The 24,373-nt window shown below is 53.0% G+C and carries 23 protein-coding genes; 7 read left to right on the top strand and 16 right to left on the bottom strand.

Going from position 1 to position 24,373, the window contains the following annotated elements; all coding sequences use genetic code 11:
* Positions 1–127: 127 nt before the first annotated feature.
* The 3 genes from ACXI0A_RS21650 (at position 128) to ACXI0A_RS21640 (ending at position 3,349) form a co-directional block, all read left to right on the top strand.
* Positions 128–1,105 carry an NAD(P)-dependent oxidoreductase gene (locus tag ACXI0A_RS21650; RefSeq protein ID WP_476145969.1) on the top strand — a complete coding sequence of 326 codons (978 nt, stop codon included), beginning with the start codon at positions 128–130 and terminating at the stop codon, positions 1,103–1,105.
* Positions 1,106–1,108: 3 nt separating this feature from the next.
* Complete coding sequence (locus ACXI0A_RS21645) at positions 1,109–1,801, top strand: RraA family protein (RefSeq protein ID WP_224933283.1); 693 nt, start codon at positions 1,109–1,111, stop codon at positions 1,799–1,801.
* 87 nt (positions 1,802–1,888) lie between these two features.
* On the top strand, positions 1,889–3,349 hold the full coding sequence (locus ACXI0A_RS21640) for an MFS transporter (protein WP_476145971.1): 1,461 nt from the start codon (positions 1,889–1,891) through the stop codon (positions 3,347–3,349).
* An 81-nt stretch (positions 3,350–3,430) separates the two neighbouring features.
* On the opposite strand, the gene ACXI0A_RS21635 is transcribed toward ACXI0A_RS21640, so the two are convergent.
* A complete protein-coding gene (locus ACXI0A_RS21635; protein ID WP_476145973.1) occupies positions 3,431–5,893 on the bottom strand; it encodes a membrane-bound PQQ-dependent dehydrogenase, glucose/quinate/shikimate family in 2,463 nt (820 codons plus the stop codon).
* Between the two features lie 729 nt (positions 5,894–6,622).
* Between ACXI0A_RS21635 and ACXI0A_RS21630 the strand changes: the two genes are divergently transcribed.
* Complete coding sequence (locus ACXI0A_RS21630; protein ID WP_476145975.1) at positions 6,623–7,729, top strand: DUF4172 domain-containing protein; 1,107 nt, start codon at positions 6,623–6,625, stop codon at positions 7,727–7,729.
* A gap of 75 nt (positions 7,730–7,804) precedes the next feature.
* Here the strand turns inward: ACXI0A_RS21630 and ACXI0A_RS21625 are convergent, their stop codons facing one another.
* The 3 genes from ACXI0A_RS21625 to ACXI0A_RS21615 form a co-directional block, all read right to left on the bottom strand.
* Positions 7,805–8,197, bottom strand: a complete 393-nt coding sequence (locus tag ACXI0A_RS21625; protein ID WP_476145977.1) for a YebG family protein — start codon at positions 8,195–8,197, stop codon at positions 7,805–7,807.
* A gap of 72 nt (positions 8,198–8,269) precedes the next feature.
* Entirely contained in the window at positions 8,270–9,064 is a 795-nt protein-coding gene (locus ACXI0A_RS21620) for an SIR2 family protein (RefSeq protein WP_034829783.1), read from the bottom strand.
* Positions 9,061–9,621, bottom strand: a complete 561-nt coding sequence (locus tag ACXI0A_RS21615) for a non-canonical purine NTP pyrophosphatase (protein WP_476145980.1) — start codon at positions 9,619–9,621, stop codon at positions 9,061–9,063. Before ACXI0A_RS21615 ends, ACXI0A_RS21620 begins: the two co-directional genes overlap by 4 nt.
* 440 nt (positions 9,622–10,061) lie before the next feature.
* On the opposite strand from ACXI0A_RS21615, the gene ACXI0A_RS21610 reads away from it, so the two are divergent.
* Positions 10,062–11,393: an EAL domain-containing protein gene (locus ACXI0A_RS21610; RefSeq protein ID WP_476145982.1), complete on the top strand. Its 1,332-nt coding sequence runs from the start codon at positions 10,062–10,064 to the stop codon at positions 11,391–11,393.
* A 45-nt stretch (positions 11,394–11,438) separates the two neighbouring features.
* Here the strand turns inward: ACXI0A_RS21610 and ACXI0A_RS21605 are convergent, their stop codons facing one another.
* The 12 genes from ACXI0A_RS21605 to ACXI0A_RS21550 form a co-directional block, all read right to left on the bottom strand.
* Positions 11,439–11,642, bottom strand: a complete 204-nt coding sequence (locus ACXI0A_RS21605) for a hypothetical protein (RefSeq protein WP_476145984.1) — start codon at positions 11,640–11,642, stop codon at positions 11,439–11,441.
* A gap of 46 nt (positions 11,643–11,688) precedes the next feature.
* Positions 11,689–12,594 carry a transporter substrate-binding domain-containing protein gene (locus ACXI0A_RS21600; protein ID WP_476145985.1) on the bottom strand — a complete coding sequence of 302 codons (906 nt, stop codon included), beginning with the start codon at positions 12,592–12,594 and terminating at the stop codon, positions 11,689–11,691.
* On the bottom strand, positions 12,594–13,388 hold the full coding sequence (locus ACXI0A_RS21595; RefSeq protein WP_476145987.1) for an ATP-binding cassette domain-containing protein: 795 nt from the start codon (positions 13,386–13,388) through the stop codon (positions 12,594–12,596). Before ACXI0A_RS21595 ends, ACXI0A_RS21600 begins: the two co-directional genes overlap by 1 nt.
* Positions 13,372–14,292 carry an ABC transporter permease subunit gene (locus ACXI0A_RS21590; RefSeq protein WP_476145988.1) on the bottom strand — a complete coding sequence of 307 codons (921 nt, stop codon included), beginning with the start codon at positions 14,290–14,292 and terminating at the stop codon, positions 13,372–13,374. The genes ACXI0A_RS21595 and ACXI0A_RS21590 overlap by 17 nt, the downstream gene beginning before the upstream one ends.
* 9 nt (positions 14,293–14,301) lie before the next feature.
* Positions 14,302–14,814, bottom strand: coding sequence for a GNAT family N-acetyltransferase (locus ACXI0A_RS21585; RefSeq protein ID WP_476145990.1), 513 nt, complete (start codon positions 14,812–14,814; stop codon positions 14,302–14,304).
* Between the two features lie 9 nt (positions 14,815–14,823).
* Entirely contained in the window at positions 14,824–15,756 is a 933-nt protein-coding gene (locus ACXI0A_RS21580; protein ID WP_224933295.1) for an ABC transporter substrate-binding protein, read from the bottom strand.
* 19 nt (positions 15,757–15,775) lie between these two features.
* A complete protein-coding gene (locus ACXI0A_RS21575; RefSeq protein WP_476145992.1) occupies positions 15,776–17,089 on the bottom strand; it encodes an NtaA/DmoA family FMN-dependent monooxygenase in 1,314 nt (437 codons plus the stop codon).
* 81 nt (positions 17,090–17,170) lie between these two features.
* The gene (locus ACXI0A_RS21570; RefSeq protein ID WP_476145994.1) at positions 17,171–18,307 is read right to left on the bottom strand and encodes an amidohydrolase; all 1,137 of its coding nucleotides are present in this window, start codon (positions 18,305–18,307) and stop codon (positions 17,171–17,173) included.
* A 13-nt stretch (positions 18,308–18,320) separates the two neighbouring features.
* On the bottom strand, positions 18,321–19,316 hold the full coding sequence (locus ACXI0A_RS21565) for an MsnO8 family LLM class oxidoreductase (RefSeq protein ID WP_476145996.1): 996 nt from the start codon (positions 19,314–19,316) through the stop codon (positions 18,321–18,323).
* Between the two features lie 316 nt (positions 19,317–19,632).
* Complete coding sequence (locus ACXI0A_RS21560; RefSeq protein WP_476145997.1) at positions 19,633–20,376, bottom strand: carboxymuconolactone decarboxylase family protein; 744 nt, start codon at positions 20,374–20,376, stop codon at positions 19,633–19,635.
* Positions 20,377–20,386: 10 nt separating this feature from the next.
* On the bottom strand, positions 20,387–20,866 hold the full coding sequence (locus ACXI0A_RS21555; RefSeq protein ID WP_476145999.1) for a (R)-mandelonitrile lyase: 480 nt from the start codon (positions 20,864–20,866) through the stop codon (positions 20,387–20,389).
* A 159-nt stretch (positions 20,867–21,025) separates the two neighbouring features.
* Positions 21,026–21,919, bottom strand: coding sequence for a LysR substrate-binding domain-containing protein (locus ACXI0A_RS21550; RefSeq protein WP_476146001.1), 894 nt, complete (start codon positions 21,917–21,919; stop codon positions 21,026–21,028).
* 255 nt (positions 21,920–22,174) lie between these two features.
* Here ACXI0A_RS21550 and ACXI0A_RS21545 point away from each other — a divergent pair, with 255 nt between their 5' ends.
* Both ACXI0A_RS21545 and ACXI0A_RS21540 read left to right on the top strand, forming a co-directional pair.
* Positions 22,175–23,026 (top strand): aldo/keto reductase, encoded by an 852-nt coding sequence (locus tag ACXI0A_RS21545; RefSeq protein WP_476146003.1) that lies wholly within the window; start codon positions 22,175–22,177, stop codon positions 23,024–23,026.
* 31 nt (positions 23,027–23,057) lie between these two features.
* Positions 23,058–24,047, top strand: coding sequence for an aldo/keto reductase (locus ACXI0A_RS21540; protein WP_476146005.1), 990 nt, complete (start codon positions 23,058–23,060; stop codon positions 24,045–24,047).
* The last annotated feature ends 326 nt before the right edge of the window (positions 24,048–24,373 follow it).

The raw sequence follows: 24,373 nt of genomic DNA, 5'->3' as shown, positions 1-24,373 counted from the left end.
TGGCATATGACATTTCAACTTCCGTCTCAGGTCATTATTCCTGACAGGAATGAATTAATAACCTTCGCAGAATATTTTTTATCGGTTGTCGATGCCAGGATGACGTAAACCCTATCGGAGAACCGACATGACTTATCGCTTTCTCGTGACCACAACCAGCCTCGGCCAGGGAGGCCGTCAACTGCTCGCTGAAGCAGGCTGTGTGGTCGATTATCTTGATGACGCCAATGATGTTGCGGAAGTCGAACATCGTATGAGCAGCGTGGCGTATGACGCGGTGATCTCGCGCACCGTCGAATTGAACGCGAAAGCCATCAACGCCTGTCCGACGCTGAAAATCATCTGCAAACATGGTGTCGGCGTCACCAATATTGATGTAGCAGCCGCGACTGAACGCGGCATCCCGGTGCTGACCACGCCAGCCACCAATGCACAGTCCGTTGCGGAACTGACGCTGGCGCTGATGCTGAACTGCGCGCGCCGTCTGCCCTATTTTCAGCAGGAAGTCGCCGCCGGACGCTGGACCCGCAGCGGTGACGGTGAAGAGCTACAGGGCAAAACCCTGGGCCTGGTCGGCTTTGGTGAAATCGGCCGCCGCGTGGCGCGCTTTGCGCGAGTGATTGGGATGCAGGTCGCATTTTTCGATCCTGCCGCGCCAGCTGATGGCGACTTTGAAGGGGCGCAACGCTGTGATTCGCTCGACGATTTACTGCCACTGGCGGACGTGCTGAGTCTGCACTGCCCGGTCACACCCAAAACCCGCCTGATGATCAACGCGCAACGTCTGGCGCAGCTGCCTGCTCACGCCACGCTGATCAATACCGCTCGCGGTGAATTGATTGATGAAGAGGCGCTGGCTGTCGCGTTACAAAGTGGGCAACTGCGTGCCGCAGCGCTGGACACCGTGGCCATTGAGCCGCTGGCTGCCGATCATCCGTTCCGTGCGCTCAGCAACCTGATCGTCACCCCACATATTGGCGGTTCCACCCCGCAGGCATTGGATGCCGTTGCACAGAGCGCAGCACGTCAGTGTCTGGCTTTTCTCGATAACCAAAAGATCAACCCATCCGCCTGCGTCAATCCGCAGGTGTTAAACCGGAGTTAACCTATGACCATCCATAAAGACTGGCCGATTGGCTATTTCATTGGTGAGCGCGGCGCACAGATTGATGCGGGCGTGATTGATGCCTTCCGTGCCTTGCCGGTGCCGAACATTGGCGACTCCATGGGCCGCAGTGTCGGTGCGCTTGGCTTACAGGCCTATCACAATGATGCCAATTTGGTGTTGTGCGGCCCGGCGATCACCGTGAAAGTGCGACCTGGCGATAACCTGATGATCCATAAAGCCATCGAGATGGCACAGCCCGGCGATGTGATCGTGGTAGACGGCTCAGGCGATCTGACCCAGGCGTTAATTGGCGGCCTGATGCGCACCTCTGCGATCACCAAAAAGATTGCCGGTTTCGTGATTGATGGTGCCGTACGCGATCTGAATGAATGGGCAGAAGGCGGCATTGCCTGCTGGGCACGCGGCAACACCCTACGAGGTCCTTCCAAAGAAGGCCCAGGCGAAGTGAACACCACCGTGCACTGTGCCGGACTGGTGGTGTCGCCAGGCGATTTGATCGTGGCAGATGCGGACGGCGTGATTGCTATTGCACAGGATGAGCTGAGCGTACTGCTGCCTCGCGTACAGCAACATGCACAGCGTGAAGAAAAGATCCGCGCCAGCAACGTGGCAGGCAACAACGATCCTGAACGATTCAACGCCATTCTGCGTGCTAAAGGCTGCCCGGTTTAACGTTAACGCTGAATCACCTGTGTTATCGGGCGCGGCCATCCGGCCAGCCCTTAACAAACCATTATAAAAACAACGGAGTACCCTACCGTGCTGAAAAAAATTTCGCTGAGCGAGTCGATCCCCCCGCCGATGACCTGGCGTGAGAACTTCACACCAGAAGAAGGTAAAACTTTTGGTGCGCAGCTCTCTGCGCGTCTGGAACGCTTACCCGCCGCGCGCCCGTTGTGGCTGATTATTTTTGCGCTGGCGATGGGAGGTTGGTTTGAAGTTTATGATGTGTTCCTGACCGCCTATATCGGTCCCGGCATGGTACGTGAAGGGATTTTTTCTCACGGTAGCCATAACTTTTTCGATCCCCAAAGCCTCGGTGCGTTTGTCGCAGCCATGTTCCTTGGCGTTTTCCTCGGCACCTTGCTGATCGCCAATCTGGCCGACCGCATCGGGCGCAAAAAGGTGTTTATTATCGCGTTACTGGTGTACGCGGCGGCCAGCGGCATTATGGCGTTTCAGCACCATCCGTTTGCCGTGGTGTTCTGGCGCATCGTTTCTGGCATTGGCGTGGGTGCTGAGCTGGTGACTATTGACGCCTATGTTTCTGAATTTATCCCGGCGCGTTTGCGCGGACGATCCTATGCCTTTGTGCAGGCGATCCAGTACACCTCGATTCCGACCATCGCTTTCCTCTCATGGCAGCTGGTCCCGCAGGAAATTCTCGGTTTAAGCGGCTGGCGTTGGGTGGTGTTGTTTGGCTGCATTGGCGCGGTGCTTGTGTGGATCCTACGGATGGGCTTACCGGAAAGCCCGCGCTGGCTGGTTGAGCAAGGCCGTTACAAAGAAGCGGAAGACGTGGTACGCCGACTGGAAGCACGTGTGGCCAAATCCACCGGCGCGGCGCTGCCTGCCATTGAGAATCATTTGTTGCAACCCACTGAATCTAAACCCGCGGTAAAAAACGAAATGTGGCGCCCGCCGTATCGTCGTCGCACCATTATGCTGCTGGTATTCAACTTCTTTCAGTCGATTGGCTATTACGGATTTGCAAGCTGGATCCCGACACTGCTGGCAGCCAAAGGTGTGACCTTCACCCACAGCTTGCTCTATTCCTTCCTGATTGCCTTTGCCAGCCCGTTGGGGCCGCTGCTGGCAATGACCTTTGCCGATCGCATTGAGCGTAAGTGGCTGGTGAGTGGATCTGCACTGGCCATTGCCCTCGTCGGCACGGTATTTTCCTGGCAGTCGCAACCGGTGATGCTGGTGACGTTAGGACTGCTGCTGTCATTAGCCAGTACTTGTATGACTTTCTCTTACCGCGCCTATCAGGCAGAACTGTTCCCGACGCGTTTTCGCGCTAAAGCGATTGGATTGGTCTATTCGGTGAGTCGCATCAGCGGCATGCTGTCGGGCTTTACCATTGCCTGGGTGCTGAGTGAGATGGGAGTCAGTTCAGTGTTTGCCGTAATTTCCGGCGCGATGGCAATCGTGGTGTTTACCATTGGTGTGTTTGGTCCACGCACGCTGAATCGCCGTTTAGAAGAGGTGAACCCCTGAGGACGTGATAACCAAAGGGATATGATGACAAAGTGTTTATGACGGGATTAGGCAGCAGCCTAATCCCGTTTTTATCGGTGGTTATTTCTGTTCAGGCAATGCGTACGCCAGCACATAATCGCCCACCGGCGTCTCCATAAAGTGATGCCCTGCTGCGACAATCACCAGATACTCACGTCCATTTTGCGTGTAGATCATCGGATTAGCCTGGCCCCCAGCGGGCAGTTCCGTGCTCCACACTTCCTTGCCGGTTTTCATGTCGATGGCGCGAATTAAGTCATCGGTCGCGGCTGCGACAAAGATCAGCCCGCTGGATGTCACCACGGAACCGCCATTATTCGGCGTACCAATGTTAATCGGCAATCCGGTTGGCAGACCAAATGGGCCATTGCGACGTGCGGTGCCCAGTGGGCGATCCCAGATAGTGCGGCCATCACGCAGATCGATGGCACGGATACCACCATACGGCGGCTCTTTACACAGCATTCCGGTGTACGGCAAACGCCAGCCCGCATTCACGTTCACCGCGTAAGGCACGCCGATTTGCGGATCGCCTGCCCCTTCCGCATGGCCGGTATCGTGTGGGTTATACGGGATTTCATCGCGGGGCTTCCAGCCCATCGCATCGGCTTTGGCACGCGGCACCAGAATGTTGTAGTTCGGCATATCGTTGTAGTTAGCAATGATGATGCCGCGAGTCGGATCTACCGCCACACTGCCCCAGTCAGAACCGCCGTTATACCCCGGATACTCAATCGAATGACGATCGGCTTCCGGCGGCGTGTACTGCCCTTTATAACTGGCTTGTTGGAACTGAATACGGCATACCAGCTGATCCACTGGCGTTAAGCCCCACATATCCTGCGGTGTGAGATCTGGTTTGCTCAGGTGATGGAATAACGAATAAGGCTGGGTTGGCGAGCGTTGGTCTGGTTCTACGCCGCCACCGGGGACCGGACGTTCCTCCACACCAAACAGCGATTTACCGGTACGGCGATCCAGCACATAAATCTCACCCTGTTTGGTCGGCATGATAATCGCCGGCGTTTTACCGCCGTTTTTATCCGGATAATCCACCAGCGTGGGCTGAGAACCGGGATCGTAATCCCACACATCTTTATGCGCAGTCTGGAAAGTCCAGGCCGGTAAACCGGTATCGATGTTTAATGCCGTCAGTGAGACTGAATACTTGTTTTCTGCAGGTGAGCGCGTACCGCTCCAATAGTCACCTGAGGAGTTCCCGACCGGCAGATACACCAATCCTAACTTGTCGTCACCGGTAAACGAGGTCCATACATCGGGTGAACCGCGTTTATAGGCATTAGGCCCTTTCTTCGGTGTGGCGGTATCCGGGTCGGCAGCATCCCAGGCCCATTTCAGTGCGCCCGTGCGCACATCATAAGCTTTGATCACGCCCGGCGGGCCGAATGCGCGCTGTCCATCGATCGTCTGATGTCCCACCACCAACGTGTCGCGTATCACTACCGGCGCGGAGTTGATGGCCACATAGCCGTCATAGGTTTCCCCCATATCTTCCGCGAGATTGACCGTGCCCTGATTGCCGAAACTACGACACACTTCACCGGTTTTGGCATTCAACTCAATGATGCGGGCATCCAGCGTACCGAGAATGATGCGCTGCTGGCAGTCACTGTTATCACCGTTCGGTGCAACAGCCGCTTCCTGTCCAGTGGTTGCGTGGCTGTTGGTCTGGCTGTCATACCAGGTTAACCCACGACAGGCGGCTGTATAGGGAATGGATTTGTCGCTGACCTTCGGGTCAAAGTGCCACTTCTCTTTGCCAGTAGCGGCATCCAGCGCGAACACCATGTTGCGAGCGGTACAGGTGTACAGCGTATCGCCCACTTTGATCGGCGTGTTTTCACCACCCCAACGCGCTTTCGGTAAATCACCGGTACGGAATTGCCAGGCAAGCTTGAGGTCTTTCACGTTATCCGGGGTAATCTGGCTGGCATTGGCGAAGCGCTGAGACGCCAGGGAACCGCCGTAGGTATACCAGTCACCATTGTCTGGTGTGGAGGCTTTCCCGCTCCCTGTGTCCGCTATGTAATTGGCCGAACCCGCAGCGGGAACATCAGTGGCCGGCGTTTCATTGAGGGGTGCGAAAGGCAGCGCCGCGGCCACCACAAAGGCGACAATCAGCACCGCTGCCAGCCCGCGTGAAGCACCCCGACTGACGCGCGGCGCCAGATTTGGCAGCTGGAAGGCAAATAAAATGCCGAGAATCAGCATCAACGCGAAGCGCGGTACCCAGCGCCAGTAATCCAGCCCTGATTCCTGAATGGTCCAGATCAACGTGCCCACAAACACCAGCGCGAACCAGCCTGCGCCGCTGGTGCGCTTCATTAATATCAGTACAGCGGAGATGATTAGCCCTATACCCGCCAGCACGTAGTACCAGTTTCCGCCCAAAGCCACGAGCCAGCCCCCGCCTGCGGCCAGAATAATCCCCAGCAACAGCAGAATAAGAGCAAATAGTTTATTCCAGATCGAAAGTCTGGGTATTTGATTTGCGATGTTCAAAATAATGTCCTTTGCCATAAACGATTGCAGGATTGTGTATTTTTTAAACTTCGCGATTAACTTTAGAATATTTCGAAGGTTATGCCGGGATAATTGGCAAAGATGCGAAATAAGCGGCACTTTTTATCCGCTTATATTCCCTATAGCTTCTGTGATAAATCGTTTATCAGGACGCGAGTTAACACTTTTACCCTTCCCGATCATTTTTAGTCTGTGCATTTCCACGACAAAATCCTGCTGTTTTTGATCTGGCGCAAGATCGTCATCTCACCATCCTGTCAGCTTATTCGTTACAGGGCGCATGACGCCATATAACAAAAGGAACACATCATGACAGGTAAATTAGGCTTAACGGGATTGTTATTGGTATGGCTGGTGTATGTGGTATGGATGGTAAGCTATTACTCCGGAACATTTTCGCTCTTCACGCATTGATTGACTCTCTCCCACCTGCATCTCAGGTGACTTCACTCCTCCCTGATGGCGGCGCGATGGCCGCCATCAGGCCAATATTGTTCCACTGCCGCGAAATTTCAGCCTGAAATCGCCATAAACGTTGCCTCCTCAGAATGCTCAAATCCTTTTTCGCCGTGGTTAAACTGGTCTTTGAGCCGAATTAGCCGTATCATTCAACTCACTTAGTGAGCCGAATACATTCAATATATGGCTCAGATAATGAGCCATATAGTTAGATTGTTTGGCTCAGTAGCGATCGAGATGAGGCAAATTATGTGGATATGGCAACAACCTGAGTGGCCAAAATTTCGCTGGCAGGAGGATAAGCTTCTGCCGCGATTACGCTATCTACAGCAGCAGCGCGGTATGTTACTGGGTCGGGCAAGCATATCCGATAACACCGATACGCAAACGCTGAATACGCTACTCACCAACATCCTGTCTTCCTCCGCCATCGAAGATGAGCGCGTGAACGCAGAGTCGGTAAGGTCTTCTCTCGCGCGGCGTTTAGGTGTTTCGTTGGAGCAGCCTTATCCCGTTTCCGAACGCTCCGAAGGACTGGCCACTATGATGATGGATGCCATCACCCAGCGCGATGCGCCTCTCACGTTTGAGCGGTTATGTCTGTGGCATCAGTGGCTTTTTCCGGCGAGTGAATGGACGATAAAGCGCCTGAACGTGGGCACTTTACGGGGTGAAGAACCGATGCAGGTGGTGTCCGGGCGCATCGATCGTCCGACCGTGCATTTTGAAGCGCCACCGCGTGACGGGCTTGAACGGCAGATCGATCAGTTTATTCGCTGGTTTAATCAGAGCCAAAGCGAGGTTCAGCTCGACCCACTGCTGCGGGCCGCCCTTTGCCATCTGTGGTTTGTCACGCTGCATCCCTTCGATGATGGCAACGGCCGTATTACGCGTGCGCTGACTGATTTGGCACTGGCGCAAGCAGACAGCCAAAGCATTCGGTTATATGCCATGTCGTCATCAATTCTGACCCGGCGCGCGGATTATTATCGGATTTTACAAGAGACACAGCGCGGCGATATGGACATCACAGACTGGATGCTGTGGTTCCTCGACGTACTCAATGACAGCCTGGAAGAGGCGCTGGCAGCCGTGACACGAATACAGAACAAGGCGAAATTCTGGCTGATTCATCACAACGCGCAATTAAACGCCGATCAAAATCGCGTATTGAATCGCTTGCTGGATGGCGGTGAAAACGGGTTTGCTGAAGGTATCAGCGCTAGCCAATATCAAAAAGTGGCGAAGGTCAGTAAGGCTACGGCGACGCGTCATTTAACGGAATTGCTGGAGAAAGGTTGTCTGGAGAAATTGCCGGGGGGCGGGCGAAGCACACGTTATCAGATCAAGCTGTAGAGTTTCAGTAACGGTAACAGGAGCGACCTTCTGGCCGCTCCCAGCTCCAGCTCCAGCTCTAGCTCCAGCAAAGTCTCAGGCAGCTTTAACCGCGCGCACTTTCTTTTCTGGTTTAACCGTTTCCGCTTCCGCAGAGGCTTCAGATTCGGTAGACGTTTCAGTTTCGGTTGAGGCTTCAGGTTCGGCAGAGGCTTCAGCCTCAACTTCGGCTGTCGCTTCTTCCTTTACCGTGTCCGGTAATTTGCTGGTGCGGAGAATATGCTGTACCGCATCTTTTTGTTCAGCCAGTAACATGCCCAACGCTTCAGCCTGCTCCTCACCCAGTTCAGGCTGAAGCTGCTGCAGCCAGTCGGTAAAGGTGTCCGCCATATCGAGCATTTTGTCCCAGGCATCCGCGTCTTTTTTATTGGCAAACGTCATTTTCTCTTCACCCTTTCTGACAACAACATATTTGGTTTCGACTGCCATGATGCACCTCGGTTTACTGTATTTATATACAGTAAATTCTAAGCAAACTTTTGAGCAATCACTTTCTGCTCATCAAGCCAGTAATTCTTCCAGGAACGTCGCCAGCGCTTTGCGCGGATCGTCCTCTTCGGACACGATCATTTCGATGCCCCACTGCCCCAATACCTCTTTCGCCACCGGGTTGTTACGGTTGGTGAACAGGTAAGATTTAGGACGTGCGGTGGCAAGGCCGGTGCGGCCCCACATTTTCGTCAGGCGGTAGAATAACAGACGAATGTTAAAGTCACTGATGCTGTACCCGACAAACAACACCGAGTTGCCCATCACGTCATGCGTCAGTTTGATATCCAACGGCGAATCGAAATAGAGTCGTTCGAAGTAGCTGCTTTCGTCCAGCACGATAGAAGTATCATCGTCAAAATCGCCATGAAGTTTAATGATGTGGCGCTTGTCTTCAGTCAAAGACACCAGGTCTGCGGCATTGGCCACTTTGCTGTACGGCACATTATGCGCTTCATGCGCCATCTCCAGCCAGCGATCGTAATTGGTGGTATAGATGCGTGAAAAGTTGCCCTGAGTGATCATGGTGTGAATTTCAGAGCTGCGCACGTCAATATCCGGGCGATGCCACTCACGATCCATCCAGCTGCGTAATGGTCCGAGCGAACCTTTGCGTTGCTTGTAATACTCCGCCAGCGAAAGATGTGTGCCATAAGTATTAAAGATCTTCGGATCGTAACCCAGTTCTTTTGCCAGATGGGCAATCAGTTCATGCCACTCCGGCAAGCCAAGATTGCGTGATATACCCGCGCCCGCAAACAGGATCAGTTTGCCTGCATCATAGGCGCGTTTGAGTTCCGGTTTCATGCCAGTCCCCGTGAAGTTTTTAGAAAGGTGGCGAAACGATCCAGAGCCAGTCTGCGCATGGATATTTCGTTTTTGAATTCACCCATTTCAGCGAAAGTCTGCGAATACCCTTCGGGAATGAATACGCAGTCCCACTGAAACTCGCGCGGGCCGGCGGGAGCAGAGGCAATGGTGCCGCGCAGTTCCCCCTCAAACTGGTACATTTTACGGCCATCACAGTAACCCAGTACGGTTTTAGCTGTGACGTTGGGGCTATCCAGCCCGTTAACCAGTTTGGTAAAGCGTTCGGCGTTCAATCGGCTCCAGAAAATGCGCGTTAACCCGGCAGGTAAACCATTCAGCCCCTCCAGATACAGGCCAGTATGCTCAACAAACAGTGGACGACCGATAATGGAAAAGGCTTTGGTCAGTTTATCCCGCACCAATTCCACTTCGTTTTCGGTTTGAATCTCTTCGATACGGCGGGCGATGGGAATGACTTCAACGCCAACCGGCTCCAGGATGGTGCGCACTTCAGCAAGCTTTAGCTCATTGGCAGATAGAAAGCGTATTTTCATTGCAACCAGTCGTTTTAAAGTGGGTTTCACAATCGGGCCAGGCCAGGCTGAATACGTGTCCAGCGCTTGTTGTTTTTGCCTCTGGCACTGCAACTACCTTAAGGCACTGAGGTTTCATTCTAACGTGTGGACTTGCCATAGGGTAGGCACAATCGCGCTAAGCAGAAAATGCGCTGCGGCTTTCGCGATTTTTTAACCTGCCGCATACAAATGGGAATAATCGACTTAAGTCACCTCAATCAGCCAGTATAATCCGGGAAAGTGTCCGTTTCCCCTAACGTAGGTCAAATCACAATGCAGCTTGGGTGAGTGTAAATAACGTGAAAACAGTTATGACAGCCGTCACGCTTTTCCTTAATATACCTGACTGAAAACATTATATAATTATGACTAAAAACTGAGAAGTGCTAATGATCTCTTATTTCAGTTCAAGATATTCAATGATTCGCAACCTGCCATTTATATTGAAAGGTGACAGCCTGGAGAAAAAGCTTCGTTTAACCTTGTTGATTGCCGGGATATCAAGCATTCTTGCCGGGATTTATATGGCGCTGTTTAACTTCGCCAGTGGCCATGACGACATTGCCTGTTTGTACTGTGTTAGCACCGCTTTGGGTGGCTATATCAGCTTCGCAGCCTTTTGCAGTGGGTTGAAACGTAATCTCTACATCATTGTGCACGCACTGTTGCTCAGCATCATCTTATTATTGTTATTGGACAATTATCATGCGGCGGGTAAGCACTCCGAATACAACTATTTACTGGCGTTAACCGTAGGTTCAGCTCTGGTATTACGCCAACAGTCGGCTTACCTCAGTAAAGTCTTTCCCATCATATGCCTGACGATCTATCTGCTGTTTATTGTCACTGGAGTGACCTGGCAGAATAACGCTTTCCAAATGAATATTCCAGAAGAGTCAGGCTTCTATATTGTTAATTGCAGCGTCCCGATTATTGCGCTATTACTCACCGTATTCACTTCGCGTGGCGATTATTCTGAAACCGACTTAATCAAACGTGAACTCTCTAACGCCATCGAAAAAAATGAGTTAGATCTCTATTATCAACCCCAGGTCGATAACGAAAAAAAACTGATTGGCTTTGAAGCCTTGCTACGCTGGAAACATCCGGTCAAAGGCTTTATTTCGCCAGAAGTGTTCATTCCCGTTGCTGAAAAGAGTGGTTTAATTATTGAGATTGGTAAGTGGGTGATGGAACGCACGCTACAGCAGATGTCTGATTGGGATCGCATGTATAACCTGAGTAATCTGAAGTTTTCAATTAACATCAGCCCATTACAACTCATGCATCGGGATTTCACGCAAGACACACTGCTGACGCTTTCGCATCACAGAATCAGTCCGGAAAGATTAAAATTTGAAATCACGGAAACCACCTTTATCTACGATCAAAAAAGAATTGGTGATGTTATTTCGCACTTCAGTCAACTGGGCATTAAGTGGGCAATCGATGATTTTGGAGTGGGTTATTCATCGCTTAAATCGATCAGCGATTTCGCCATCGATGATATCAAAATCGATAAATCATTGATTATGCATATTTTTGAAAACGAGTCAGCTGCGATTGTGGTACATAAAACTATCGAACTGTCGCGTGAGATGGGGTTGAATGTGCTGGCTGAAGGTATCGAGAGCGAGGAGTACTTCGATTACCTGCGCGATAAGGGCTGTAATCTATTTCAGGGATATCACTTTGCCCGCCCGCTTCCTGCGGGAGATGCTGCACTGTGGATTCGTAAAGCCACAACCTAAGATACTTGTGCAATGGCGGCGACTGAACCGCCATTGTGCACAGGATTAAAATATCGCTTTAGCGATGGTTAACGCCAGTCCTAACGTGACGAATTGCATTGAAACCATCCATTTGGTTTGTTTGTTCAGCGCTTTAGTCGCATAATTTTCCTTTATCGATTCAACATAACCTTTTACTTCACGGACTTCGGACCGCACTTCCGCTATTTCTAATTTAACCTCAACGATTGCAGTCCTGACTCCAGCCATACAACAATCAAGGTGTGAGTTTTCTCTCAATTAATAAAAATATCCCCTACTGATAAACAATCCCAGGCGGATTGACCTGTGACGCCTCTACGCCCTCTTCCTGTTCTCCCCAACGCGCCAGCACCTGTTGATATTGCCCGCTGGTTATCGCCCCATTGATCGCCTGCTGCAGAGCTACATCCAGACCGTTGCCTTTTTTGGTGGTCACTGCAACCCAGGCGCGAAAAGGTCCGTGCCCGACAATTTTGGTTTGTCCGCGTGACGCCACTTTCCAGGCTGCCATCGCTTGCGGACCAAATGAAGCATCCGCGCGCCCGGAGAGCAACGCCAGCGTCGCTGAGGCATCATCGTTGAGATAAATCGGCTGAACCGGTGCCAACCCTTGCGCGCGGTTTTTCGCATCCCAACTCAGCAAAATTTTCTCCTGGTTAGTGCCAGAACCGACAATGATGCGTTTACCCGCCACATCCTCACGCCCTTTAATAGCGGTGATCGCACTGTCCGCTTTAACAGCAAACGCATGGTTATCCGCCCGGTAAGTGGCGAAATCGAACTTCTTCTTACGCTCTTCCGTCACGGCGATATTAAACATCGCCACATCATAACGTCCGGCGGTAAGACCCAGCGGCCAGTCTTCCCAGGCGGCAGGCACCAGTTTGAGTTTTAAGCCCAAACTGTCGGCCAACAGACGGGCAAAATCAGGATCGCTGCCAATCAGCGTTTTATTGTCTGATGCCCACAAACCAATCGGCGGTGAATTCGATGCCGTTGTCGCCACCGTCAAATAGCCCGGCGTGACAAAATGGAAACCGGCCGGGATTTTGGCAATCGCCTGCGGGTTAGCCGGAATGTTGATCGGCGTTTCGTTGTTTTTGGCATCCAGTGGTTCTGCTGCCAACAGCGGCGAGCTGAATAACCACGCGGCCAGCGCGCTGAAGATGATTCTTTCCATCACAGCACTCGCGCCAAAAATCGCTTCGTACGTTCGTGGCGAGGTTGATTCAGCACCTGGTGCGTGCTGCCCTGCTCGACAATGCGGCCATCAACCATAAACACCACCTGATCCGCCACTTCGCGCGCAAAACCAATCTCGTGCGTCACGATCACCAGCGTGGTGCCAGATCGTGCCAGCTTCTTAATCACGTCCAGCACCTCACCCACCAACTCGGGATCGAGCGCCGATGTCGGTTCATCGAACAGCATCACACGCGGATTCAGCATCAATGCACGCGCAATGGCGATGCGCTGCTGCTGTCCCCCCGAAAGATGGCGCGGCCAGGCATCCGCTTTATGGCGCAATCCCACAATATCCAGCAACTCTCCTGCACGCTCAATCGCCTCGCGTCGAGACAATTGACGATGGGCAATCGGTGCCTCGATCAGGTTGTCCAGCACCGTCAGATGCGGGAACAAATTGAAGTTCTGAAACACATAACCAACGTTGATGCGCTGGCGCAAAATCGCCTTCTCTTTCAGCTCATACAACTTGTCACCTCGACGTTGATAACCGATGTAATCACCGTCGATTTGAATAAAACCTTCGTCTACGCGCTCAAGATGATTAATGGTGCGCAGCAGCGTGGATTTCCCTGAGCCCGACGGGCCAAGAATCACCGTCACCGAGCCGGGTTCCAGCTCCAGCGACACGTCATCCAGCGCTTTGTGTTTACCAAACGACTTACTGACGCCGGTGATGCTGATGGCGCCGCAGGTATGCAGATTGCGATAATCAATGGCTTCGGACATGGGAAAGCTCCTCATTGGCGGTAGCAGAGCGGTTGCGCCATTGACGCCAGCGCGAGGGTTGCGGTTCACGCGTCACGCTGCGGGCCAGCCAACGTTCCACGCTGTGCTGCAGCAGGGACAATACGGTGGTGATAATCAGATACCAGGCCGCACCCACCATTAACAGCGGGATCACCTGCTGCGTGCGGTTGTAGATCATCTGGATGGTGTAAAACAGTTCCGGCATCGCCAGCACGTACACCATTGAAGTACCTTTGGCGAGGCTGATGATTTCGTTAAAGGTGGTGGGAATAATGGCGCGTAAAGCTTGCGGCAGAATGATGCGGAAGGTCCGACGGGTTGAAGATAATCCCAGTGCCGACGCCGCTTCAAACTGGCCGTGGTCGACGCCCAAAAAGCCGCCGCGAATAATCTCCGCACTGTAGGCGCTCTGCACCAGCGTCAAACCAATCACCGCTGCCGGAAACTGCCCCAGCACATTAATGGTCTGGAAATGCCCCCATGACAGCGCCGTGAAAGGTACGCCGAGCGACAGCGTGTCGTACAGATAGGAGAAGTTATACAGAATGATCAGCACCACAATCAGCGGCAGCGAGCGGAAGAGCCAGATGTAGCCAAACGCCAGCGTGCTCAATAACCATGATGAAGAGAGTCGTGCCAGCGCCAGCAGGCCGCCAAAAATCAGGCTTAGAACTGTACCGAACAAGGTCAGCAACAGCGTTTGCCCCAGCCCCGTGAGGATCACGGGGTCAAAGAACCAGCGGGCAAACACGCTCCATTCCCAGCGGGGATTAAAGGCTACGGAATCAACCACGCTGGCCAGTATAAACAGCGCGACAAACGCCCCGATGATCCGCCCCGGATAGCGTGCAGGGACCACGGTTAAGTGTTGTTGCTTACTCATCTCAACTCCTTAACTGGCTTGCGCCACACTGTGCACATCAATCACCTTGAGGAAGCGTAAACGCCCGTCATGAGGTGGCTGGCTGTAGATTTCCATATCTTCCAGCAGCGCAAACTGTGGCTGATAGCCATGGCCGATATACAGCTGAACGGCTTCCGGCTGACGAAATCCGGTGGTCAGGAACACACGCTGATAACCCGCGCGTAAGGCACGGCGCTCAAGCTCTTGCAAAATCAGCAGCGCCAGTCCCTGACGGCGCAGATCGCCGCGCGTCCAGATGCGCTTAAACTCGGCGGTCACCGCGTCATAGGGCTTATAGGCGCCCATGGCGATGATCTCACCGTCACGCTCCAGCACGATAAACAGCCCGCGCGGCGGCAAGTACCATTCGGTTAGCTCGACTTCATTGGCACTTTTGAAGAAGTCGCCGTAACGCGCGGCATATTCACCAAACAGGCCGGTGATGATGGGTTTTAACTCCTCGGCCTCAGGATGCACTTCACGAAAAAATTGCTGGCTCATGCTGCCTCCTTAATCGCCGAGTCCGGCCGGGTTGATTTCAGACTGATCCAGACGTTCCACACCTTCCCCCCAGCGGTTCAGTACTTTGTCGTAATCACCGTTCTTGATCACGCCATTGAGTGCCGTGTTGATCGGCTGCACTAACCCATTATCTTTTTTCACCGTCACCGCGATGTGTGCGGCTTTCGGCCATCCACCATCCACGCTGCCCACCAGCTTGGTTTGATGGGTTAACGCGGCTTTCCACGCGCCAATCACATTCGGCCCGAAATAGGCATCCGCGCGGCCCGCCTGCAGTGCCAGCGTTTGCGCAGCATCATCTTTGGTATAAACCGGTGTAAAAGGCTTCAATCCTTTAGCTTGATTTTCTTTATCCCACGCCAGCAGGATCGCCTCCTGATTGGTGCCGGAACCCACAATGATGCGCAGCCCGGCGATGTCTTCAGCTTTGTTCAAGGACTTAATCTGGCTGCTGGATTTCACGTAGAAACCCAGGGAATCTTTGCGATAGGTGGCGAAGTCGAAGCGCTCTTTACGCTCTTTGGTCACGGTGACATTGGTAATCGCCGCGTCATATTTGCCGGAAGCCACGCCGAGCGGCCAGTCTTCCCAGGAGGTCGGAACCACATTGAGTTTCAATCCCAGGCTGTCGGCCACAAGACGCGCGATGTCTACTTCGCTGCCGAGCAAGGTTTTGTTGTCATCGCTGAACACCGTCAACGGCGGCGAGTTCAGCGCGGCCACCGCCACGGTAAATGAGCCCGGCACGGCAAACTTATGTCCGGCAGGAATTTGCGCCACCGCAGCCGGATTCTCCGCGGTGTTCACCGGCGTTTTATTGGCTTCGATACTGATCTGCTGACCGTTCACCGCCACTTCTTCAGCTAAAGCTGCACTGCTTAAACTCAGCAACATCAGCGCAATAAGGGATTTCTTCTGCATAGCGTGTTTTCTCTTTAATTTATTGTTGTGTGAACTGATTAACGGGATCTTTCAGACCGAAACTGGCACGCAGCGTGGTGCCGGGGTATTCGCTGCGGGTCAGGCCGCGCGATTGCAAGATGGGGATGACGCGATCGACAAAGCGCTCGAAGGTATCCGGCGTACCGCCCTGAATGATGAAGCCGTCAGTCGCTTCCGTTTCAAACCACAGCTGTAAGCCGTCCGCCACCTCTTCTGGCGTGCCAAAGAACAGCGGGCGCGGCGTAGCCGCTTCCAGCGCGGCCTGACGCAGCGTATGGCCGTGCTCGATTGCCTTGCGTTTGATTTCATCGGTGGTGCTACGGAAGCTGTTTTGGCCGATATCGCCGATGTTCGGGAAAGGCTCATCAAGCGGGTATTGTGAGAAGTCATGGTGATCGAAGAAGCGACCGAGATAGTTCAATGCATCTTTGATGGAAACCAGTGCGGCGGTAGTTTGGTACTGGCGCTCAACGTCTTCCGCATCGTCGCCGACAATGACGCCAACGCCCTGGAAGATATGCAGATCCTGCGGCTCACGTCCGTTTGCCACCAGCTGCTGTTTCACATCTTTATAGAAAGCCTGCGCCTCTTCGCGCGTCGGCTGATGGGTAAAAATGGCATCGGCGTGACGGGCTGCCAGCTTTTTACCATCTTCTGATGCACCCGCCTGAAACACGATCGGGCGTCCTTGCGGCGTGCGTTCGATGTTCAGTGGTCCCTGCACCTGGAAGAAATCACCGTGGTGATTAAGGGTATGAAGTTTGGTCGCATCGAAGAACTGACCGCTCTCTTTGTTTCGCACAAAAGCATCGCTTTCCCACGAATCCCACAGCCCTTTCACCACCTGCAAATACTCGTCCGCGATGCGATAGCGCAGCGCGTGCTCCGGGTGCTGCTGGCGCGAAAAGTTCTTTGCCGATCCTTCTAAAGGCGAGGTCACCACGTTCCAGCCCGCGCGTCCGCCGCTAAGGTGATCGAGACTGGCAAACTGGCGAGCAACGGTGAAGGGTTCGCTGTACGAGGTGGAGACCGTACCGACCAAACCCAGATGCTCAGTCACTCCCGCCAACGCTGACAGCAGCGTCAGCGGCTCGAAGCGATTGAGAAAATGAGGGATCGATTTTTCATTGATAAACAACCCATCGGCGACAAACAGAAAGTCCAGCTTGCCGGCTTCCGCTTTGCGCGCGATGTGCTTCGCATAGTCAAAATTGATGCTGGCATTAGCCTGCGCCGCCGGATGACGCCAGGCGGACATATTGCCGGATGCGCCATGCAGAATGGTGCCGAGTCGCAGTTGTCTTGCAGTCATAGTGTTCTCTCTTTTCCATGGCATAGCCTGACGGCGACCGTTTCGTCGCCATACAGAGCGGAGGATATTGGGTAAGGTGTGCTAACTCAGAACGGCGTCACGACATCGTGCATTGAGGTGCTGCAAGGCCTGCTGCGCCAGTTGGGTGAAGTAGTGCGCGGCTGGGGCGATCAGTGCTTCGTCTGGATTGAAGCCGCCGTGATGCAAACCAAATTCGCTGGCGCTGCCAATGCTGACAAACGCGCCAGGAATCTGCTGCAGGTAATAAGCAAAATCTTCGCCGCCGAGGTGCAGTTCTGCGGTGTGCACGCGATACCCCACCTGCTGTGCAATCTCGCTGGCAAACTGCGCCCAACGTGCATCGTTTTCTAACACCGGCGGTCCCGGATGCCAGCTGAACGTCGCGATGGCACCGTTCGCCGAAGCAATGTGCTCGACAATCTGTCGCGCGCGCTGTTCCAGTTGCGCCCGCACCTGCTTGTCATGGGTGCGCACCGTGCCGCCAAACTCAGCTTCACCTGGTAAAGTCTTGCCGGATTGACCGGCATCAATGCGGGTCACGCTCAACACCAGGCTATCCAGCGTGTTAAAACTGCGGCTGGTCAGTGATTGCAGTGCCTGAATGATTTGACTGGCCACGAGGATGGCGTCCACGCCCTGTTCAGGGCTGGCGACGCGCACCACAAACTTGTCGGCATTGGCGTAAAACGCCCCACCGCGCGTGGCGAAGGCACCCGTCGGTAAGCCTGGCTCGTTGTGCATACCAAAGATCGCCTGCACATCCTGCAGCACGCCAGCATGGATAAACTTGCGCGCCCCAGTGGCATTCTCTTCGGCTGGCTGGAACAGAATACGGATGCGTCCCGGCAGCTGCTCTTCCAGCGCATGGAGTTGCAATGCCGTACCCAGCATCACCGCGCTGTGCACGTCATGGCCGCAGGCGTGCATGACCCCCGCATTACGCGAACGGTAGGCGAGGCCGGTGGCTTCATGAATCGGCAGGGCATCAATATCCGCTCGCAACGCGATCAGCGTTTCACCCTGACCCACTTCCACAACCAGACCGGTTTCCAGAGGATAATCGAGCAACCGCAAGCCGGCGTCTTGTAGCCAGCGGCGTAAACGCGCCGTGGTTTCTACCTCATATCCTGACAGCTCAGGCCAGCTGTGGAGCTCGCGTCGCCAGTCAATCAGTTGCTGTTCGCTTGTGTGAGTCATGGTTATCTCCAGATTACGCCGCAACCAGTCGATGCGTTGCCAGCAGTTCGAGAGATTTCACTCGCGCCTGCTCCTCAGCAATCGGGGTATCAATCACGAACTCTTCAATGCCAAAATTGTGGTGCAAAGCATCCAGTTTGGCGTGTACCTGAGCAGCAGTGCCTTTCAGCAACGATGGCGTGCGCGGCTCAATGACATAATCGGTATAACCGCCCTGACGCACGTAGCGTTCAGCTTGCTCAACGCTGCCCACGTTGACGCTTGGGCCATCTTTCACACTGACGTGATAGACGCGCAAATTATCCACCAGCAAATCAGCTTCAGCCGGTGAATCGGCGACCACCACCTGCACGGCCACCAGCGCCTGCTTGCCGTTGCTGTATTGGCGATAGCTGTTCAAAACCTGCTCCATCAACAGCGGATCGCCGTTGTGATGTGCCGCAAACACCAGCTGCCAGCCGAGTTCTGCTGCCAGCCGGGCACTTTGCTCGCTGGCTCCCAGCAGGAATCGGTTTGCCGGACGTGGCGGCTGCGGCGTGGCCCGCAGGATCTCTTCATCGCCCACCGGCGGAACATCCAGCCAGCTATCCAGCAGTGAAAGCTGTTCAGCAAAGCTGCCTTTCTCATCCTGATGAATGCCCTGCTGCAAGGCGCGGGTGGAGAGCGGTAAACCGCCAGGCGCTTTACCCACACCGAGATCGATACGGCCAGGCGCGAGCGAGGCTAACAGGTTGAAGTTTTCGGCGACTTTATAAGGACTGTAGTGTTGCAACATCACACCACCGGACCCGACGCGAATGTACTGGGTCTGGCCAATGATCCAGGCGATCAGCAGTTCAGGAGAGGGACTCGCCAGGCGGTCAGTGTTGTGATGTTCCGCCAGCCAGAAACGGTGATAGCCCCAGGCTTCAGCCTGCTGCGCCAGCTGTAATGTGCGATGCAGGGCATGCGAAGCGCTCTCTCCATCGGCAATCGGCGATTTATCTAACAAGCTCAGTCGATATGACATACGCCAAATCCTTTTCCTCAATGATGATGGCGAGCAGTGTGTGATGGCGGCGGGTAATGGGTAAAACATATTATTGTCGTATGCATTTTTAATTAATGCATATCAGGGATGAGCGAAAAATTAAGGGGTAAATAAATGATGTAAAACAGAAGGTTGAACGCCAATCTGCGATGTCGATGATGATTGGTCAGGCGTAATAAACTAATCGGGAAAGGTTTGCAATATTGGATATAAGCCTGAGGGAATACACTCTTCGTTATTATATTAAGCAACAAAATGCACCGGAATAAATACCGGTGCGTTTTGAAGGGATTTATTATTTTATCTGTGCCAACGCCGCTTCAATTCGCTGAGCGACCGCTTCTTCACCCTGAGCGTTAAACACCTCCTGGAGTTCGGCAAGTTGTGATTTTTCGAAGCCGACATTCATGCTGATGCGCAGATGCGACTGCAGTTGCGACTCGACACCGCTCATTCCGGCTAATGCGCCCACGGTGGCTAATTCACGGCTTTTCCAGTCGAGATTGTCGCGCGCGAAAATGTCGCCAAACAAATGTGCTTTGAGGAACTGATCGATAGCCGGGGCGAATTCAAACAGCGCCCCTTTCACCGGACTGCCGACCAGCGCCGTCTGATTGCGCGTACCGGCGGCGAGCATGTTTTCTGGCGTTGGAACCGGCCCGGCCTCGTTGCCTGGCTGATCATTTTTGCCCTGTAAGCGGCGGGCATCCGTCACTTTCATCAATTCTCCCAGCGCGTTGAGGCTGCGAGGGAAACCCGCATAGGCATAAAGTTGTACCAGCACCTCACGGCACTGGCTGAGGGTCAGGCCCGCATCCAATCCCTGATTCAGCGCGTCATTCAGTTTGGCCATATTGCCTGTCGCGGCATGGGCCGCGATCACCACGATATTTTTCTGTGGCAGGGTCAATGGATGTGTCTGTTTTTGCAGTAGCGTGGCGTATTTTTTCTGTTCTGGCTCGGAAGGATTCTCAGCCAGACTCACTGATGAGGCAAGTGCGGCGCACATCATTAACGAGGCATTGATGCTTTTCATCATCTTTTACTCCTTACAGAGAGGCCTGAGATTCGTATTGCTCATCGCTGACTTTCTCCAGCCATTCAACTACCTTGCCGTTTTCAGCTTCAGCGATAGCGATGTGAGACATGCTGTTTTCCGGTGCGGCACCGTGCCAATGTTTGACGCCTGCCGGGATCCACACAACATCGCCCGGACGAATATCACGTGCTTCACCGCCCCACTCCTGCACACGCCCCAGACCTGCGGTCACAATCAGCGTTTGCCCCAGCGGATGGGTATGCCATGCCGTGCGGGCGGAGGGTTCAAAGGTCACCGTTGCACCGCCAATACGTGCGGGTTCGCTTCCCTGAAACGGCGCATCAATACGCACCGTACCGGTGAAATACTCTGAGTTGCCTTTTACAGAAGGTTTTTCACCACTTTGCCAGACAGTGATCATCGATGTGTTCTCCTTTGCAGAAACAGCTGAGACAGATAACGCCAGTATGAGGGCAACAGCCATTCTCATTATGTGGGCTCCGTGCTTCAGGTTCGGGTGATGACCGCTCTGGAACGGGCGGCCACATTGATTGCAGCTAAAAGTGTAGAACCATGAGGATTGATTGATAAGGTCGTTAAATCAGGATGGGTTTATGAACAAAACTCACTAATGGGCGTAATGCTTTGACTAGCCCTGATAGCGCACGGCGTCGATCAGCTTTGAAAACGCTGCCGTATGCTGTTTGCGGCTAGGATAATACAAATAGTAACCACTAAAGGGTTCACACCAGTCGATCAATACACACTGTAACAAACCTTCATCGATATATTTCCGTACGGAATCTTCAGGCGCATACAAAATCCCCATCCCGCTCAGTGCCGCTTCAATGCGGGAACTGAGGTTATTGAAAATAAGCTGACCTTCCACTTTGACGCGAATCTCTTTTTTATCTTTGGTGAACTCCCAGTTATACAATCCACCCAATGTCGGCAAGCGCATATTGATACAGTTGTGATGCTGCAACTCATACGGTGTATCAGGAATACCGTGATTTCTAAAATACTCAGGCGTAGCAACCACCAGCATTCTCCAGTCAGGGCCGATGCGCACCGCCACCATATCCTTTTCCACCTGCTCGCCTAATCTCACCCCCGCATCAAAACGCCCACTCACAATATCGGTCAGCGTGTTATCAACAGAGAGTTCAATGTTCACGTCAGGATATTCCTGAAGATACGGCTTAATTAATGGCCAAAGCGTGGAGTGCAGCGCATGTTCACCGGCGGTAATCCGGATATTGCCCGAGGTCCGCGTCTGGTGTTCGGTCAAAGCTACCAGCGCTTTTTCAATATCTGACATCAAGGGCGCGATATTCTGGATAAGCTGTTCACCGGCTTCCGTGGGTGCCACACTACGGGTGGTGCGCGTCAACAGCCGCGTCTTAAGCCGCTCTTCCAGGCCGCGCATAGCATGGCTTAGCGCGGATTGAGAGACACCCAATTTGGCGGCGGCACGGGTAAAACTGCGTTCTCGCGCGACCATCACCAGATACACCAGATCGCTGAAATTTTCTCTTAGCATCGCCTACTCACTTCTCCGTTCAGGTCCACTGAAACTATCACAAACACACTGCAACTTTAGCGCTGTCTCATCTCACGCAAGTCAACGCAGGCCCTCAATTTTACGCGTATGACTCTATAGCATCCGACTAACGGATTTGTTCACTTTACGATGCATTATTAATGAGCCTGACTAATAAACCCTAGCTGATTACAGGGTCTAATCAAATCAATCTTCTGGCGTTATGCTTTCCTAAATTCACAAAAGGGTTATTTCATGCAGACAGTAAAACTTAATAACGGTCTCGATATGCCTTTGCTGGGCTTCGGTGTGTTTCAGATGACGGATGCCACCGAGTGCGAACGCGCAGTGATTGATGCTATCGAAACCGGCTATCGCCTGATCGACACTGCGGCCTCTTATCAAAACGAAACGCAGGTTGGTGATGCGCTAAAGCAAAGCGGTGTTGCGCGCGACGAGTTGTTTGTGACCACCAAATTGTGGCTACAAGATACAAATTATGAAGGCGCAAAAGCACAGTTTGAACGCTCTTTGAATCGACTGCAGATTGATTATGTCGATCTTTATCTGATCCACCAACCGTACGGCGATGTCCATGGCGCGTGGCGTGCAATGGAAGAGCTGTACGAAGCGGGAAAAATTAAAGCCATTGGCGTCAGCAACTTCCAGCCCGATCGCCTGGCCGATCTCATCGCCTTTAACAAGGTTGTGCCTGCCGTGAATCAGATTGAAGTGAATCCCTTTCAGCAGCAGCTGCATGCGGTGCCATGGATGAAGAGCCGAAACATCCAGCCAGAAGCATGGGCACCTTTTGCCGAAGGTAAAAACGGTTTGTTCCAGCATCCGGTTCTGGCTGCGATAGGTGAAAAGCATGGCAAAAGTGTGGGCCAGGTGGTGTTGCGTTGGATCTTCCAGCGTGGCGTAGTATCTCTCGCAAAATCAGTGCGCAAGGCGCGTATGGCAGAAAATATTAACGTGCTCGATTTCGAATTAAGCAGCGATGAAATGGGCCGTATTACCGCGCTGGATACCGCAACCAGCGCCTTCTTCTCGCATCGCGATCCGGCCATGGTGGAGTGGCTGACTGGCCGTAAGCTCGATGTCTAATCCCTTGCTTCCAAACTTACAGGAGTGACCAATGCAAACACGATATCTTGGAAACACTAAGCTCGAAGTCTCTGCGATTGGCCTGGGGTGTATGGGCCTGAGTCATGGCTACGGCCCTGCGGTCAGCAAGCAGCATGCCATTGAACTGATCCGCAGCGCCTACGAAAAGGGCGTGACGTTTTTTGATACGGCGGAAGTTTATGGTCCTTACCTCAATGAAGAAGTAGTGGGCGAAGCGCTAGCCCCGTATCGCGATAAAGTCGTGATTGCCACCAAGTTTGGCTTCACCTTTGGCGATGATAATAAGCAGCAGAATCTCAACAGCCGACCGGATCATATTCGCCAGGCCATTGAAGGCTCACTAAAACGCCTGAAAACCGATGTGATTGACCTGTATTATCAGCATCGGGTTGATCCTGAGGTGCCTGTTGAAGATGTCGCGGGCACGATTAAAGATCTGATTGCGGAAGGGAAAGTAAAACACTTTGGTCTTTCTGAAGCAGGTCCAGAGACCATCAAACGTGCGCATGCCGTGCAACCGGTGACCGCGTTACAAAGCGAATACTCGATGTGGTGGCGTGAGCCGGAAGAAAAAATCCTGCCTTTGCTTGAAGAACTAGGCATTGGTTTTGTGCCCTTCTCTCCGCTCGGTAAAGGTTTTCTTACCGGCACCATCGATGCACAAATGACATTTGGTGAAGATGACTTCCGCAGCAAAGTGCCACGATTTGCGGCCGAAGCCAGGGAAGCCAACCTGCAACTGGTGACGTTGGTGCAAAATATCGCGACCGAAAATGGCGTAACGCCTGCACAAATTGCGCTTGCCTGGTTACTGGCGCAAAAACCGTGGATCGTGCCTATTCCCGGTACGACGAAATTGCATCGGTTGGAAGAAAATTTAGGGGCGTCGCAAATAGCGTTAAACACGCATGAAATACAAAAAATCACCACTGCTCTTCAGGCTATCGATGTGGTTGGCGAGCGTTATCCGGAATCCCTTAGAGCGCGGGTAGGTAGATAAATTACGGGGTGAACCTGGTTTCATTCCGTAATTTTTTCAAGTTGAGGTCAGATTATCGTTGGTGTACTGCATGGTTTTACCAGACATCAACTTCTGCTGCCCTCAACTCTTACTCAATGTGTAAGTAAACACCCGGCCATTTTTAGTTTGCACGGTAAGCGTCTTGCCTGCGGTGGTATCCAGCGTGCGGGCCTCGCTGTACTTCCACATCATAAGACGCTGCCCTTCCGGATAAGGGGATTCAGAGTCAGGCGGTCCAAACATATTTATCAACTCGGCTCTGGTGGTTTTACCGGTCTGTATTTTCTGAATGTTCGCGGTATCGA

The organism is Pantoea sp. C1E2 (assembly GCF_056491465.1).
Note: the sequence above shows the minus strand (reverse complement) of the source record. Positions and strands in the feature narration are given on the sequence as shown.

Bases quoted from the DNA above. Each gene is read 5' to 3' on its own strand.
- ACXI0A_RS21580 (WP_224933295.1), bottom strand. From the start codon at position 15,756: ATGCAGAAGAAATCCCTTATTGCGCTGATGTTGCTGAGTTTAAGCAGT.
- ACXI0A_RS21570 (WP_476145994.1), bottom strand. From the start codon at position 18,307: ATGACTCACACAAGCGAACAGCAACTGATTGACTGGCGACGCGAGCTC.
- ACXI0A_RS21625 (WP_476145977.1), bottom strand. From the start codon at position 8,197: ATGGCAGTCGAAACCAAATATGTTGTTGTCAGAAAGGGTGAAGAGAAA.
- ACXI0A_RS21600 (WP_476145985.1), bottom strand. From the start codon at position 12,594: ATGGAAAGAATCATCTTCAGCGCGCTGGCCGCGTGGTTATTCAGCTCG.
- ACXI0A_RS21620 (WP_034829783.1), bottom strand. From the start codon at position 9,064: ATGAAACCGGAACTCAAACGCGCCTATGATGCAGGCAAACTGATCCTG.
- ACXI0A_RS21540 (WP_476146005.1), top strand. From the start codon at position 23,058: ATGCAAACACGATATCTTGGAAACACTAAGCTCGAAGTCTCTGCGATT.
- ACXI0A_RS21550 (WP_476146001.1), bottom strand. From the start codon at position 21,919: ATGCTAAGAGAAAATTTCAGCGATCTGGTGTATCTGGTGATGGTCGCG.
- ACXI0A_RS21615 (WP_476145980.1), bottom strand. From the start codon at position 9,621: ATGAAAATACGCTTTCTATCTGCCAATGAGCTAAAGCTTGCTGAAGTG.
- ACXI0A_RS21555 (WP_476145999.1), bottom strand. From the start codon at position 20,866: ATGAGAATGGCTGTTGCCCTCATACTGGCGTTATCTGTCTCAGCTGTT.
- ACXI0A_RS21560 (WP_476145997.1), bottom strand. From the start codon at position 20,376: ATGATGAAAAGCATCAATGCCTCGTTAATGATGTGCGCCGCACTTGCC.
- ACXI0A_RS21650 (WP_476145969.1), top strand. From the start codon at position 128: ATGACTTATCGCTTTCTCGTGACCACAACCAGCCTCGGCCAGGGAGGC.
- ACXI0A_RS21575 (WP_476145992.1), bottom strand. From the start codon at position 17,089: ATGACTGCAAGACAACTGCGACTCGGCACCATTCTGCATGGCGCATCC.
- ACXI0A_RS21605 (WP_476145984.1), bottom strand. From the start codon at position 11,642: ATGGCTGGAGTCAGGACTGCAATCGTTGAGGTTAAATTAGAAATAGCG.
- ACXI0A_RS21545 (WP_476146003.1), top strand. From the start codon at position 22,175: ATGCAGACAGTAAAACTTAATAACGGTCTCGATATGCCTTTGCTGGGC.
- ACXI0A_RS21595 (WP_476145987.1), bottom strand. From the start codon at position 13,388: ATGTCCGAAGCCATTGATTATCGCAATCTGCATACCTGCGGCGCCATC.
- ACXI0A_RS21610 (WP_476145982.1), top strand. From the start codon at position 10,062: ATGATTCGCAACCTGCCATTTATATTGAAAGGTGACAGCCTGGAGAAA.
- ACXI0A_RS21630 (WP_476145975.1), top strand. From the start codon at position 6,623: ATGTGGATATGGCAACAACCTGAGTGGCCAAAATTTCGCTGGCAGGAG.
- ACXI0A_RS21585 (WP_476145990.1), bottom strand. From the start codon at position 14,814: ATGAGCCAGCAATTTTTTCGTGAAGTGCATCCTGAGGCCGAGGAGTTA.
- ACXI0A_RS21565 (WP_476145996.1), bottom strand. From the start codon at position 19,316: ATGTCATATCGACTGAGCTTGTTAGATAAATCGCCGATTGCCGATGGA.
- ACXI0A_RS21590 (WP_476145988.1), bottom strand. From the start codon at position 14,292: ATGAGTAAGCAACAACACTTAACCGTGGTCCCTGCACGCTATCCGGGG.
- ACXI0A_RS21645 (WP_224933283.1), top strand. From the start codon at position 1,109: ATGACCATCCATAAAGACTGGCCGATTGGCTATTTCATTGGTGAGCGC.